General features: G+C 59.0%; 12 protein-coding genes and 2 pseudogenes. 5 read left to right on the top strand and 9 right to left on the bottom strand.

Translation table 11 applies throughout. The features are described from left to right. Positions 1-130 precede the first annotated feature (130 nt). Positions 131-435: pseudogene (locus RTI30_RS08440) on the bottom strand (energy-dependent translational throttle protein EttA); the annotation flags it as partial. 108 nt (positions 436-543) lie between these two features. On the opposite strand from RTI30_RS08440, the pseudogene RTI30_RS08445 reads away from it, so the two are divergent. The 3 genes and pseudogenes from RTI30_RS08445 to RTI30_RS08455 all read left to right on the top strand — a co-directional run. Then, positions 544-1,289, top strand: a pseudogene (locus RTI30_RS08445) (IS5 family transposase); the annotation flags it as partial. Positions 1,290-1,592: 303 nt separating this feature from the next. Beyond that, positions 1,593-2,258, top strand: coding sequence for a DNA oxidative demethylase AlkB (alkB, locus tag RTI30_RS08450; protein ID WP_312261075.1), 666 nt, complete (start codon positions 1,593-1,595; stop codon positions 2,256-2,258). A 469-nt stretch (positions 2,259-2,727) separates the two neighbouring features. After that, positions 2,728-3,798: an alkene reductase gene (locus RTI30_RS08455; protein WP_312261073.1), complete on the top strand. Its 1,071-nt coding sequence runs from the start codon at positions 2,728-2,730 to the stop codon at positions 3,796-3,798. 51 nt (positions 3,799-3,849) lie between these two features. Here the strand turns inward: RTI30_RS08455 and RTI30_RS08460 are convergent, their stop codons facing one another. Next, positions 3,850-4,218 (bottom strand): DUF4168 domain-containing protein, encoded by a 369-nt coding sequence (locus tag RTI30_RS08460; protein WP_312261071.1) that lies wholly within the window; start codon positions 4,216-4,218, stop codon positions 3,850-3,852. A gap of 154 nt (positions 4,219-4,372) precedes the next feature. Between RTI30_RS08460 and RTI30_RS08465 the strand changes: the two genes are divergently transcribed. Next, the gene (locus tag RTI30_RS08465; RefSeq protein ID WP_312261070.1) at positions 4,373-5,554 is read left to right on the top strand and encodes a multidrug effflux MFS transporter; all 1,182 of its coding nucleotides are present in this window, start codon (positions 4,373-4,375) and stop codon (positions 5,552-5,554) included. A gap of 43 nt (positions 5,555-5,597) precedes the next feature. On the opposite strand, the gene RTI30_RS08470 is transcribed toward RTI30_RS08465, so the two are convergent. The 3 genes from RTI30_RS08470 to RTI30_RS08480 all read right to left on the bottom strand — a co-directional run bounded on the left by RTI30_RS08470 (position 5,598) and on the right by RTI30_RS08480 (position 7,542). Next, positions 5,598-6,218, bottom strand: coding sequence for a ferritin-like domain-containing protein (locus RTI30_RS08470; protein WP_312261068.1), 621 nt, complete (start codon positions 6,216-6,218; stop codon positions 5,598-5,600). Positions 6,219-6,311: 93 nt separating this feature from the next. Further along, a complete protein-coding gene (locus RTI30_RS08475; RefSeq protein WP_312261066.1) occupies positions 6,312-7,004 on the bottom strand; it encodes an anti-sigma factor domain-containing protein in 693 nt (230 codons plus the stop codon). Continuing rightward, positions 6,991-7,542, bottom strand: a complete 552-nt coding sequence (locus tag RTI30_RS08480) for a sigma-70 family RNA polymerase sigma factor (protein ID WP_312261064.1) — start codon at positions 7,540-7,542, stop codon at positions 6,991-6,993. The genes RTI30_RS08475 and RTI30_RS08480 overlap by 14 nt, the downstream gene beginning before the upstream one ends. A gap of 150 nt (positions 7,543-7,692) precedes the next feature. Here RTI30_RS08480 and RTI30_RS08485 point away from each other — a divergent pair, with 150 nt between their 5' ends. Continuing rightward, complete coding sequence (locus RTI30_RS08485) at positions 7,693-8,298, top strand: hypothetical protein (RefSeq protein ID WP_312261062.1); 606 nt, start codon at positions 7,693-7,695, stop codon at positions 8,296-8,298. Between the two features lie 21 nt (positions 8,299-8,319). On the opposite strand, the gene alaS is transcribed toward RTI30_RS08485, so the two are convergent. The 4 genes from alaS to RTI30_RS08505 form a co-directional block, all read right to left on the bottom strand. Further along, positions 8,320-10,959 carry an alanine--tRNA ligase gene (gene alaS / locus RTI30_RS08490; RefSeq protein WP_312261060.1) on the bottom strand — a complete coding sequence of 880 codons (2,640 nt, stop codon included), beginning with the start codon at positions 10,957-10,959 and terminating at the stop codon, positions 8,320-8,322. Then, positions 10,956-11,441 (bottom strand): RecX family transcriptional regulator, encoded by a 486-nt coding sequence (locus tag RTI30_RS08495; RefSeq protein ID WP_312261058.1) that lies wholly within the window; start codon positions 11,439-11,441, stop codon positions 10,956-10,958. The genes alaS and RTI30_RS08495 overlap by 4 nt, the downstream gene beginning before the upstream one ends. Beyond that, the gene (gene recA, locus RTI30_RS08500; protein ID WP_312261056.1) at positions 11,438-12,478 is read right to left on the bottom strand and encodes a recombinase RecA; all 1,041 of its coding nucleotides are present in this window, start codon (positions 12,476-12,478) and stop codon (positions 11,438-11,440) included. Before recA ends, RTI30_RS08495 begins: the two co-directional genes overlap by 4 nt. 82 nt (positions 12,479-12,560) lie before the next feature. Beyond that, positions 12,561-12,921, bottom strand: a 361-nt coding sequence (locus tag RTI30_RS08505; protein ID WP_312283640.1) for a nicotinamide-nucleotide amidohydrolase family protein, incomplete at its 5' end; no start/stop codon positions are given.

The following is a 12,921-nucleotide window of genomic DNA, read 5'->3' on the forward strand; positions in this document are numbered from 1 at the left end:
TCGATGGGGTACCCGCCAACGAAACCCGCCGGGACCCTCAACAGGCCGCCGCCTAACTCATGTTAGCTAAGGCTCATACACCAGACTTGCAAATAGCTCTCGGTTCTTGTCGCTAGTCGGGAACCCACCGCTATCCGCGGACGATGGGCTTGTGGCACAGGCGGTGTGGCCGCCCGCCCTCGTCGCCAAGGCGGCGCTTCTTGTCGGCTACGTATTCCTGATAGTTGCCCCAAAAAACTCGACGTGAGCATCGCCTTCGAAGGCGATGATGTAGGTGGCGATGCGGTCCAGAAACCAACGATCGTGGGAGATGACCAGCACCGTGCCGGCAAACTCCCGAAGGGCGTCTTCCAGGGCGCGCAGGGTTTCGACGTCGAGATTGTTGGAGGGCTCGTCCAAGAGGAGCAGGTTACCGCCGATAAGCGGAGTAAAAGCCCTACAACTCAAAAGGCTTCTACGAATTCCGGCTCCGAGATGCCAGACTGAAACACCACTGAGGATAATCAGTCGCACCCAATCGACACCCCAGAAGAAAACTCAACGCACTATCCCAAGGGTGGCAGCGGCCGCAAGCCCATGCCCTGGGAGCGGATGCTGCGGATCCACTTTCTCGAGCCAATGGTTCGGCTACTCCGATCCGGGGATGGAGGACGCCCTCTAGGAGATTCCCCTGCTGCGCCAATTCGTGGGCATCGACCTGGGTCGGGACTTCGCTCTTAATGAGACCACGATCCGGAAGTTCCGCCGCCAACTGGAGCGCCATGCGCTTGCCCAGGCCGACTTTGCCGAGGTGCAGCAAGAACCGAGACCGCAAGCGGGATCCGGAGATGAGTTCTACGAAGAAAGGGAACCAGTGGTACTTCGGCAGGAAAGCGCATGTGGCAACGGATCTCCAGGGCATCGTCCAGGCCGTGGACTTCACGGCGGCCAAGGTGCCGGATCATCGGATGCTGGATGGGCTCCTGACTGGAGAGGAGTCGGTGGTCCTCGCTGACCGGGGTTATGACTATCCCCATGTACATGACACGCTGGCGGCCCGAGGCATACAGGATGCCATAGCACGGCGACGCTATCCTGGGCAGAAGACGGGATTGGCGGCGCTCAAGCGCTACAATCGCGCCATTGCCCGAATCCGTGCCCAGGGAGAACACGCCTTCCGGGTGCTAAAGTGTCAATTTGGGTATCGGCGCACGCGCTATCGGGGACTGGCGAAGAACGGCGCCCAGCTGACCACGCTCTTTGCCTTGGCGAATTTGTACCTGCTGCGCAGATATCTGCTGGCCGCGTAGGGGCTGAAGCGCCCAAATTCCGGAAACTCTCCCCAAAAAGGGGATAATCCTAGGAGTAAAGGATCTGGCAGCAGGGTATTTACGCCGATATTGGGGACAAGACGCGCTTTTTGGGCTGGATCACACGTTCCTTAAATGATTCCTTATTCGATACGCCCCGAGCCAACGCGCGATTAAGAACCTATTGCGGCAATGCATTTTAGCGGCATAACGTTGCCCAATGTTGCGCGCATGGATGAGGGCAGAGTTTGAAAATAATTTTCCGATATAATACCGTCCTCAAGTGTCGAAGCTGAAACTGCCATGACTGGGAATACGGATCTATTCGACGAGATCTCGCCGGCATCATCATCGGCAATCGAAGTCTTGGAGCCAGGGGCGATGATTTTGCGTCGATGGGCGTGCGAGTCCGCACCAACCGTATTGGAGCTGCTACAAGGCATATGGGCACAAGCTCCATTGCGTCAGATGCAAACACCTGGAGGCAAAACACTCTCTGCCCAGATGAGCAACTGCGGAACCTGGGGCTGGGTTTCGGACCGACGCGGCTACCGCTACGAAGCGGAAGATCCTCTGACCAAAAAGCCATGGCCGCCCCTGCCCAAACTTTTCGCCGAACTGGCCACGAAGGCGGCTGCCCAAGCCGGGTATCCGGAATTTCTCCCCGATGCCTGCCTAATCAATGTATACGCCCCTGGCGCCAAGATGGGCCTGCATCAAGATCGCGACGAGGAGGATTTCCTGGCACCCATCGTATCTTTTTCACTTGGTTTGTCGGCGACTTTTCTTTGGGGTGGGAAGAAACGCACCGATCCGACGCAGAAAATCTTACTTACGCATGGCGATGTTCTCATCTGGGGCGCTGAAACGCGCCTCCACTACCATGGCATAGTCCCCGTGAAAGTGGGCGAGCACCCCCTCGTGGGGGAAAAACGTATCAATCTCACCTTTCGGAAGGCCCATAAGTGATGACAGCGGGAGTTCGCCGGCAATCAGCAATGCCTTGGAGGGCGAGCTCTTAAAAAGCAAGTCAATCAAAGTAAGTTGTAATGATGCTCTTCAGTAAACCCAAGCGCTCCGCTTACGCGCGGAGTCCATCCTCTCGGTCTACGAAACGGCTCTGTCCGCTCGACCTCAACGCGCTATTTTGCGGGTAGTCCGAGCGAGAAAATGCATCAGTAACAGCAAGTCCTCGCACATACCCCCGCGCCCATCTGTCCCAATCCGACAAATCCGACTTTCATCGTCGCCTCCTTGCGCGTAGAATTACATACCGAGCAGTTGGTATTAACCATGGTCGAGAGGTTACAGGCGGTCAGCCGAAGCTAGTCGCCTCTACCAGCCGGCGTGGCCGCTTGTGAAGCATAGTGCAGGGAGCATTTCTTCGCACAACGATTCGATTTCATTCATTTTTATGAACACAACCATGAGGTAACAGATGACCGACCTTTTTACCCCCTTGCAGATGGGCGCCATCGCAGCGCCCAACCGGATCTTGATGGCGCCCTTGACCCGTTGCCGCGCCGAGGATGGGCACGTTCCCGGCGATTTGATGGCAGAGCACTACGCCCAACGCGCCAGCGCTGGCCTTCTCATTGCAGAGGCCACCATGGCCATGCCGGGTTGCTCCGCTTTTTGGCACGAGCCGGGCATCCACTCCGAGGCGCAAGTGGCGGGTTGGCGAAAGGTTACGGATGCCGTACACGCCAAGGGCGGACGCATCGCGTTGCAGATTTGGCATGGTGGTCGAGCCTGCCATCCAGATCTCAACGAAGGCGCCGTGCCCGTTGCCCCCAGTGCCATTGCCATTGCGGGCGAGGAGGTACACACACCCAAGGGGAAACAGCCCTACACAGTGCCGCGCGCATTGGACGATGCAGAAATACCAGAAATTGTTGCAGGCTTTGCCACGGCGGCAAAAAATGCGCTACGCGCTGGCTTTGATGGTGTCGAGGTGCACGGCGCCAACGGCTACCTGCTCGATGAATTTCTACGCGACGGTAGCAATCACCGCAACGGTACCTACGGCGGAGTCCAAGAAAACCGCGCGCGGCTTTTGCTGGAGGTTCTCGAGGCGGTGATTGCCGTATGGGGAGCGGGTCGTGTTGGCTTGCGCGTTTCGCCACTCAATAGCTTCAATGATATGCGCGACAGCGATCCGATTGGACTGTTCACCTGGCTCGCAAAGCGACTTAACGACTACTCTCTTGCGTACCTGCACGTGATGCGCGGAGATTTTGCCAACCAGCAACACGGCGATGTCCTGATTCCCATCCGCGAGCAGTATGAGGGCATCCTTATCGCCAATATGGGCTACACTCCGGAGGAAGCCAGTGCTGCCATAGGAGCGGGAATGGTAGACGCCGTAGCATTTGGGACCCTGTTTTTAGCTAATCCCGACCTTCCCACCAGAATCCGTCGCGGAGGCCCCTACAACACTCCCGACCCCAGCACCTTCTATACGCCTGGAGCAAAGGGATATAATGATTACCCCTTTTTGCCTGCCTAAAGCCTGCGTAAAAAATTGCCACGGTATACCGGGGCAATCTGGGATACGATCTCAATTCTCTGCGTGCAGCGCTTTTTCCGTGCGCTGCGCAAAGGCCCTGTCAGTCTCGGCTTTGTGCAGAAGCATTTCATAGCGCTCCGGGGTGAGATGATTGTCCGCCAAAACGTCTTTTATCTGCTTGTTGTAGACTGCCAATTTTTGGTGTTTTGCCGCACTATCCAGACTATCGTTGGTGAGAACTGCGTGTGCCTTGGCATCAATTGGCTCGATTTTCTTGATAGACTTAGTAAAATTTTGCATCTCTTGATGATTTACCTTACTAGGTACGCCGCTGACTACAGCACTGGTATTGGCCAGCGCCGTCCCTGTACCCAACAGAAGCAACATCGTCACCGCTGCAATATAAGGAGCTTTTTTCATAATCCTCACCTCTTGTTTCCGTGAACTCGCCTTCAGGCTATCAACGAAAAATGAGGTCTGTCAAAAATAAATCATGAATTTCTATAAATCAGGAAAATATGACAAATAAAAATGTTGTGGTATCCTCACGCATCGCATCACTGGATTACCTCTTTTGACCGCATCTGTGCACCCACGTCGCAGCATTTTCTTGTTAGGCAGCCTGAGTGCTTTTGGCGCTCTATCCATCGATATGTATCTTCCCAGCCTGCCGACTCTTCAGCAGCAATTTCATACCCATGCTTTGGCGATTCAGTTGAGTCTGGCGGCTTTTTTTATCGGCTTCTCGGGCGGGCAAGCCTTGCTCGGCCCCGTTAGCGATCGGTTCGGACGGCGGTGGCCCTTGCTCCTGGCGCTAACGCTCTACATAGCCGCCTCTATTGCCTGCGCCCTCGCTGCAAGCGCTTCTTGGTTGGCTATCTTTCGACTCCTGCAGGGGATTGGCGCCTGCTCAGGACCAGTGATTGGTCGTGCCCTGGTCCGCGATCTGTTTCCGCCCGAGGAAACGGCGCATATCTTTGCGCGCATGATCTTGGTGATGGGTGTTGCCCCAATTTTTGCACCCTTGCTCGGCGGCTATCTGCTCCTCTTCTTCGGTTGGCAATCCATATTCTTACTGCTTGCGGCCTTTGGCACGCTGAGCCTGCTCGCGAGTGCGACCCTGCTTCCCCCCGGACATCGCGGCGATCCTACTCATTCCTTGCATATTGTGGCGATTTTTACGCGCTTTGCCGCACTGTTGCGCGATACACAGTTTCGTTCGTATGCCATCATTTTGGCAGCAAGTTTTTCTGGTATGTTTGCCTATATTGCCGGTTCCCCCTTCGTATTTATCGATCTGCATCATATCCCGGCAGATGTCTTTGGCTGGATCTTCGGCGGCAATGCGCTTGGTTTGATCATCCTTTCCCAACTCAATCGACGCCTACATCGGCGCTATGCGCCCCGCAAACTCTTGCGGATAGCCTTGCTGGTACAGTTTGTTGCGGCGGCACTACTGTTTACTGCCAGCCTAATTCCGTCCAGCGGCTTGCCCGGACTGCTGATCCCGCTCTTTTTCTACGTGGCCAGCATCGGTTTGGTCTCGCCAAACAGTATGGCGTTGGCGATGAATTCCCAGAACAAACAGGCGGGCACGGCCTCCGCCCTCCTCGGCAGCCTACAATTTGCCAGCGCCGCCGTCGCCGCCATGGGCGTTGGCTTGATTGCTATCCCCAGCGCCGTCCCCATGGCCCTCGTCATTTTGCTCTGCGCACTCATCGCCGGGGGGATGGCGTTGCGCCTACCAACAACATAAAAAAGGGACGCCACAGCGTCCCTCTTGCCGGTACGCGGGGATATCAGTCGTTCGGCATGGCGGAAATGAAGGCCGCGGGCACGGGGTTCATGCCCAGCGCGTAGCGCAGGGTGGCAAAATGCATGGCCTCGTCGCCCTCGATATTGGCCGCTGCGTGTGCCAGTTCGGGATTACTGAACTGCTTGACGGCACCCAAATAGGCCTTGGCAGCACCAATTTCGAGACCAGCAGCAAAGTGCAAAACATCCGCCTCATTCTTCAACTTGGCTACGGGAAAGCCCCAGGCCTTGGCCAGATCAGCCATCGAGGCAGTCAGCGGCAGTTTGGCAGCCACCGGCTTGCCACCCATCTTTTTGATGGTCTCGGCGAGTACATCGGCATGCGCCTCGTGATCCTTCTGGAATTGCAGGGTGAGCTTCAAGGCGCCGGGCTTCAAAAGCTTACTGTCGGCACCAACCTGGTAGGCGGCAATGGCTTGATGCTCGGCGTTGAGGGCAAAGTTGAGAATGCCCAGATCGTGGCTCTCGCTGCTTCCTGCCATGTCAGCGGCCCGCGCCGTAGCGGGTAGCACCAGATTACCGGCAGCAGCCAGCCCCAGTCCAAAAAGCGCACTTTTCTTTAGAAAATCCCGACGGTTACCGCCAAACTGAGTATCATCTTGCATGAGAATCTCCTGCCGAATGGGTTTGAAAACATGTTGCGATGACCACAGTCATCATTTCTTATTACGCAAGCCGTACGGATCGAGATGCAGGGCTCAACTGGTAATCAGCGTTGCCTTGAGCAAGATAGGGCCCGTGGGCTGGCCAGTGGGAGAGCCGCCTGCTGGCTCCAGGGTAACGGCCAAAAGCTGCGCCTTACGCAGATTTAGATGATCGGGCACCGCAAGGACCGGTGTCTTGCCTGCCTGGGTGGGCAGTAAGCCCATGGAAACAGGCTCTTGGCCTGGCACAATAGCCCAAAGCTGCAAGGATTTCCCTGCCGGAATTGGCGTTTGGCGCAGAGTAACCAAGCGCATGTGGTGTGCACTGGCATGTAATACCCAGGTCGCCTCGCCTTGGCTGTTGTTCACTACCGCCATCATCGGCATTTGCGGGCTGCTGGGCCATAGCCAAAGCACAACAAAGGCCACCGCAAAAGCAGCACTGAGGCCTTGCCACACCAGCGTACGGCGCCACCAAGGTAGGGGTGCCGACATCACCGACACGGCTTTGGGCGAAACCGGCAACTCCGCCCGGATGGCGTGCCACACGCGCGCCGGAACTGGTCGCGGGCGGGCCGGAAGCAGGGCTGGCAGCAGCTTGTCTTCCCAGCGCGCAACCATCTGCGCCAAGACGACATCCCGCTGCAGTAGGCGGGCAAAGCGCAGCCGTGCGCGCCCGCGCAGACTACCGAGCACATAGGCTGCCGCCAGCTGTTCCGCCAACTGCGGATCCTTACGCAGATTCATGCTGCAGACAATCCTTCAAAATCAATAACCCCCGACGAATCCAACTCTTGACGGTGCCCAATGCAGCCCCAAAATGACTCGCCACTTCCTCATAGGTGGAGCTGCGATAAAAGGCTTGGACGATCGCCTGCCGCTGCTCTGCCGACAAATGCTGCAAACAATCTTCCAATCGCCGACGTTCGGCAGGGTAGAGGGCCGCTTGTTCGCCATCGTCTCCCCACTCCTCACGCTCCCAGTCCGGCTCTTCCCAGCCGGGTTCGTCTCTCGGGAAGCGTCGCAATACATCGATGGCCTGATACCGCACAATGGCCGCCGCCCAAGCAAGAGGCGAACGACCCGCTTGGTAGTCCGTTGCCTTCAACCAAATCTTGAGAAAAGCGTCTTGCAGACAATCTGCTGCTCGCCCTTCTTCCCGAAGAATACGCAAGGCCACGGGATACAGATGCGCCGAAGTCGCGTCGTAAAAGCGCTGAAAGGCGCGCTGGTCGCCCGACGCAGTAGCCAGAAGTAACTGCTCCAGTTCAGCAATGGTCAGCATGCGCTGTTACCAGGAGTTTCATGAATGCTCACAATTCGACACTCGCTTTCTGACCACAAAGCCCTATGCTGTGGCCTAGCAACGGCGAAGAGCATAGCGCAGAACTTCGTCTTTTGACCAACGACAGTCTCCTGAGGGGAGGAGAATACGATGACAAAAATGGCTTTTTCAACAGCGGTTTTGGCTGCGGTCTGCTTATCGAGCGCCAACTTGGCCGCTGCCGAGCCGGTAGACATGCAGATCAACGTCGGCACCGCTCCGGTGATCGTTGGCTATCCAACGCCCGTTCTGGCCGCGCCGCCATTGATGGTTTGGCTGCCTGAACTTGGCGTCTATGCCGCCTATGGTAGCCAGCAGCCAATCTTTTATACGGGCTCCAGCTACTACTATTTTTACGGCAACCGCTGGTGGGCCGGCCCTGCCTATCGCGGCCCCTGGCATCCCATTCCGGCGCCACCGCCGGGTCTGCGTCGCTGGTCGCCGCGGGAGTGGCCACAGCTGCAACGGCAAGCGGAATACCACGCCCGTGACCCGCACTGGCGTCAGTTCCGCCCGCAGCAGCACCCTCTGCCACCACCGCCGCCTCAGTATCGTCCCCACGGGCCGGAGCACGGTCGCCCGCCCCAGCCCGGACCACAGTGGCGTCCCGGTCCGCAGGGTCCGCACGAGGAGCATGGCCGTCCCGATGGGCCGCGCCCAGGTCGTGGCCCGGACGGCCATCACCCAGACCACGGGCGAGACTGGCAAAATCAGTAAGAGACGGAGATCGAGCGTAGGCTACGAGGCGAGTTTATCTCGTAGCCAGCTCTTTGCCTCTGCCATGGCGCTGTCGAGCCCCTCGGGCTGACCGGCGCCGGCTTGCGCCATATCCGGGCGACCGCCCCCCTTGCCACCAAGAGGTTGGGCGACAACGTTGACGAGGTCGCCAGCATGGATTCGATTCTGCAGATCCTTGCTGACGGCGGCGAGCAGCGACACCTTGTCGCCGACGACACCAGCGAGCACGATCACGCCGGTGCTGAGCTGTGATCGCAGGGTATCGAGAACTTCTCGTAAAGACTTGGCGTCCATGCCGTCGAGGCGCTGCAGCAACACTGGGACTTCGCCGATGCGCTCCGCTTTTTTGGCCAAATCGCTGCCGGCGGAGCTGGCACGCTCGCGTTGGCTGCGCTCCAATTCTTTTTCCAGCTGCCGTAACCGTTCGAGGGTCTGCGCCAGGCGTTGGTCGAGTTCTGCCGGCGCCGTCTTGAGCAAAGCCGCTGCTGCGCGCAGGCGCTCTTCGTCTTGTTGAATGGTGCGCAGGGCAGCCTCTCCGGCCACCGCCTCGATGCGCCGCACCCCGGCAGCCACTGCCGATTCGCCAAGGATCTTGAAAACGCCAATCTCCCCCAGGGCAGCCACATGGGTCCCGCCGCAAAATTCCAAGGAGTGCTCGCCGAGGAGAACGACGCGAACTTCTTCCCCATATTTTTCGCCAAAGAGGGCCATGGCGCCCAGGGCTTGCGCCTCGGCGAGGGGCAAGATGCGAGTTTCTGCGACGACATTGGCGCGAATGGCTGCATTCACTTCGCGCTCGATGGCTTGCAGTTCTTCGTGCCCCAAGGCCTCGGGATGACTAAAGTCGAAGCGCAGGCGCTCGGCAGTAACCAGGGAGCCCTTTTGCTGAACATGCGCCCCCAAGCGTCGACGCAAGACCGCATGGAGAAGATGGGTCGCGGAGTGATGCGCTGCCGTGGCCGCGCGCGCCGCGGCATCGACGGAGGCCTGCAGGATATCGCCAACGCGGATGCTACCGCGCTCGAGGGTACCGAGATGCACTATTTGCGTGGGTACGGGCTTCTGCGTGTCGGTTACCCGAAAGCAGAGCTCCTGACCATGAAAGAGGATGCCGCGATCTCCCGCTTGGCCGCCGGATTCCCCGTAAAACGGGGTTTGGTCGAGAATGACGGCACCCTCCTCACCCGCCTGCAAGGTGTCGACCACGGCGCCACCGCGCAGCAGGGCGACTACGCGACCGGCACCATCGCAGCCGCCGTACCCAAGAAATTCCGTTGCCGGCAGCTGCATGGCAAGGTCGTGATATACCCGCTCGGCTTTGACGGCGCCACTGCCCGACCACGCTGCGCGGGAGCGCTCCCGCTGTTCGGCGAGGGCGGCATCAAAACCCGCCATATCCATCTCGAGAGCACGTTCACGAGCGATATCGGCAGTAAGATCAACAGGAAAACCAAAGGTATCCGAGAGGCGAAAGATGACTTCGCCAGGAATCGGCGCCCCGGCTGGGAGTTTGGCGATGGCTTCGTCGAGCAGGTCGAGGCCGCGTTGCAAGGTCTCGCGGAACTTGCTTTCCTCCCGCCGCAGTTGGCGCTCCACCTCTTGTTGCGCCTGCCGCAATTCGGGATAGGCCTCCCCCATGCTCAGCACCAAGGGGGCAACGAGGCGGTAGAAGAAAGCATCCTCGATTCCGAGTTTACGTCCGTGCCGCACCGCGCGACGAATGATGCGTCGCAGCACGTACCCCCGCCCCTCGTTGCTCGGCATGACGCCGTCGGTGATGAGAAAACTGCAGGCGCGGATATGATCGGCGAGCACCCGTAGGCTCGTGTCGGTGCCTGCATTGTGGCCGTAGGGCACGCCAGCGATCTCTGCCGCTGCCGCAATCAAGGGCTGAAAGACATCGGTATCGTAGTTGTTATGCACCCCCTGCAACACCGCCGCCAAGCGCTCGAGACCCATGCCGGTGTCGACGGAGGGCTTCGGCAAGGGCGTAAGAGTGCCGGAGGAATCGCGATCATACTGCATGAACACCAAGTTCCAGATTTCGATATAGCGATCGCCATCCGCTTCCGGGCTTCCGGGAGGTCCACCGGGAATACTCGGGCCGTGATCGTAAAAAATTTCGGAGCAAGGCCCGCAGGGGCCAGTGTCGCCCATGCTCCAAAAGTTGTCCTTATCGCCACAGCGGGAAAAACGCTGCGGGTCGATACCCATTTCGTCGAGCCAGATTGCTGCCGCCTCGTCGTCTTTTTCGTAGACCGTCACCCAGAGTTTTTCTGCCGGCAAGCCGAGGCGTTGGGTGAGGAAAGCCCAAGCGAACTGAATCGCTTCGCGCTTGAAGTAGTCACCAAAGGAAAAATTGCCGAGCATTTCGAAGAAGGTATGGTGGCGCGCGGTGTAGCCCACATTTTCGAGGTCGTTGTGCTTGCCCCCCGCCCGCATGCAGCGCTGGGTGCTGACAGCGCGCTGGTAGGGGCGCGACTCGAGGCCGAGGAAGGTGTCTTTGAACTGCACCATACCGGCGTTGGTGAAGAGCAGCGTCGGGTCGTTACGCGGGACCAGGGGACTGCTGGGCACAATCTGATGCCCTTGGCTGGCAAAAAAGTCCAGAAAGGCGGAACGGATGGCTGCTGACTTCATGCGACTCCCTGTGGCTGAGGCAGCGGGGTCAATCCCCATCTGCAATGACTTCCCAATTTTTCAATACGTTGCGAATCAATTCTGCGGGATACCCGCGCCGCTGCAAAAAAAAGCGCCCGCTGCGTCCACTCCTTGCGGTCCGTGGGTGCTTCGTCGCCAAAACGTTTGCGCAGGAGCTGCCGCGCCAGCGCCAGCCAATCGACCTCGTCGAGCAGGGCGCGATCCTCCCCCGCCCCACTTGCGCGCCAGTCATTGGCCACCAGCAAGGGCCCCTGCCCGCGCGCCGCCCGACTGCGCATACGCGCAGCCCGAAATCGGGCGTCGCTCAAATATCCGCGTTCTTCCAAACCGGCAAGCACCGGGTCGATCAGTTCCGCGGCAAACTGACGCAGCAAGCGCGCCCGCAGCTCCGCCCGGGCGTATTCCCGCCGCGCCAGCAAGCGCAGGGCGGCCGCCTCGACAGCGCTTTCGGCTTCGCTCATTCCTCGGCTTCGGCGAGCCCTGGCATTTCCTCTGCAAAGGCCAAGGGGTGGCCCAGAGCCGCAGCGCGTACCTTGTCTTCGATAGCCTTGGCAAGCTCCGGATGCTCTTTGAGATACTGGCGAGCGTTGTCCTTGCCCTGCCCGATTCGTTCTGCACCGTAGCTGTACCAAGCACCGCTTTTTTCGAGGATATCGAACTTGACGCCAAGATCCACCAACTCCGACAGCCGCGAAATACCCTCGCCATAATAAATCGCAAATTCCGCTTCGCGGAATGGTGGCGCCACCTTATTCTTGACCACTTTGACGCGGGTGTCGTTGCCCACTACTTCGTCACCCTTTTTGATGGCGCCCACACGACGGATATCAAGGCGCACCGAGGCATAGAACTTGAGGGCATTGCCGCCGGTAGTGGTTTCCGGGCTGCCGTACATGACACCAATCTTCATGCGAATCTGGTTGATGAAGATGACCAGCGTATTGGTGCGCGAAATATTAGCGGTGAGCTTGCGCAGTGCCTGACTCATCAGCCGCGCCTGCAGGCCGACGTGGGAATCTCCCATTTCTCCTTCGATTTCCGCCTTGGGGGTAAGGGCAGCGACCGAGTCGATCACGATCAGGTCTACCGCACCAGAGCGCACCAACATATCGGCAATTTCCAAGGCCTGCTCGCCAGTGTCGGGCTGGGATATGAGCAAGTTTTCGAGATCGACGCCGAGCTTTTGCGCATAGCCAGGGTCAAGGGCGTGCTCGGCATCGATGAAGGCCGCCGTCCCACCTGCGGCCTGACAGCTGGCAATCGCGTGCAGGGTCAGGGTGGTTTTGCCCGAGGATTCCGGGCCATAGATCTCGACCACTCGCCCGCGCGGCAGGCCACCAACGCCAAGGGCCAGGTCGAGACCAAGGGAGCCCGTCGAATACACGGCAATGTCTTTGATGGCGCTCTGCTCGCCAAGGCGCATGACGGTGCCTTTACCAAACTGCCGATCGATTTGGGACAAGGCCGCCGCCAAGGCCTTGCTGCGTTGGTCATCCATGATTTGCCTCTCCTCGAGCGAATATTCGGTCATTCTACCCGAGGCCTGCAGTGAGACCAATCTCCCCAACGCTGCCGCAATCTCATACCCCAGCCTTTTCCGCCAGTAAGGTAAGCAAGCCACCGAGTACGACGCTGCCAGCGGCATACTGGACCGCCCAACGATCGCCGGCAAAGTGCAGAGTGCAGATCCGCTGTTGCTCGCGTGTTGCCCAGCCAAGGCAAACGGTACCCACCGGCTTGCCCGCCACCGCTCCACCCGGCCCGGCAATGCCGCTCACCGCCACCGCGAGCTCTGCCTGCCCGAGAGCGGCTTCGAGCATCTCTTCCACCACCGCTTCCGAAACGGCACCGTGGCGTGCGAGGGTCGCACCTTGCACCCCCAGCATCTCCTCCTTGGCGGCATTGCTGTAGACCACATAACCCTGGCGCAGGAGTGCCAGA

The sequence above is a fragment of the Candidatus Igneacidithiobacillus taiwanensis genome (assembly GCF_031962545.1).
Lineage (GTDB): Bacteria > Pseudomonadota > Gammaproteobacteria > Acidithiobacillales > Acidithiobacillaceae > Igneacidithiobacillus > Igneacidithiobacillus taiwanensis.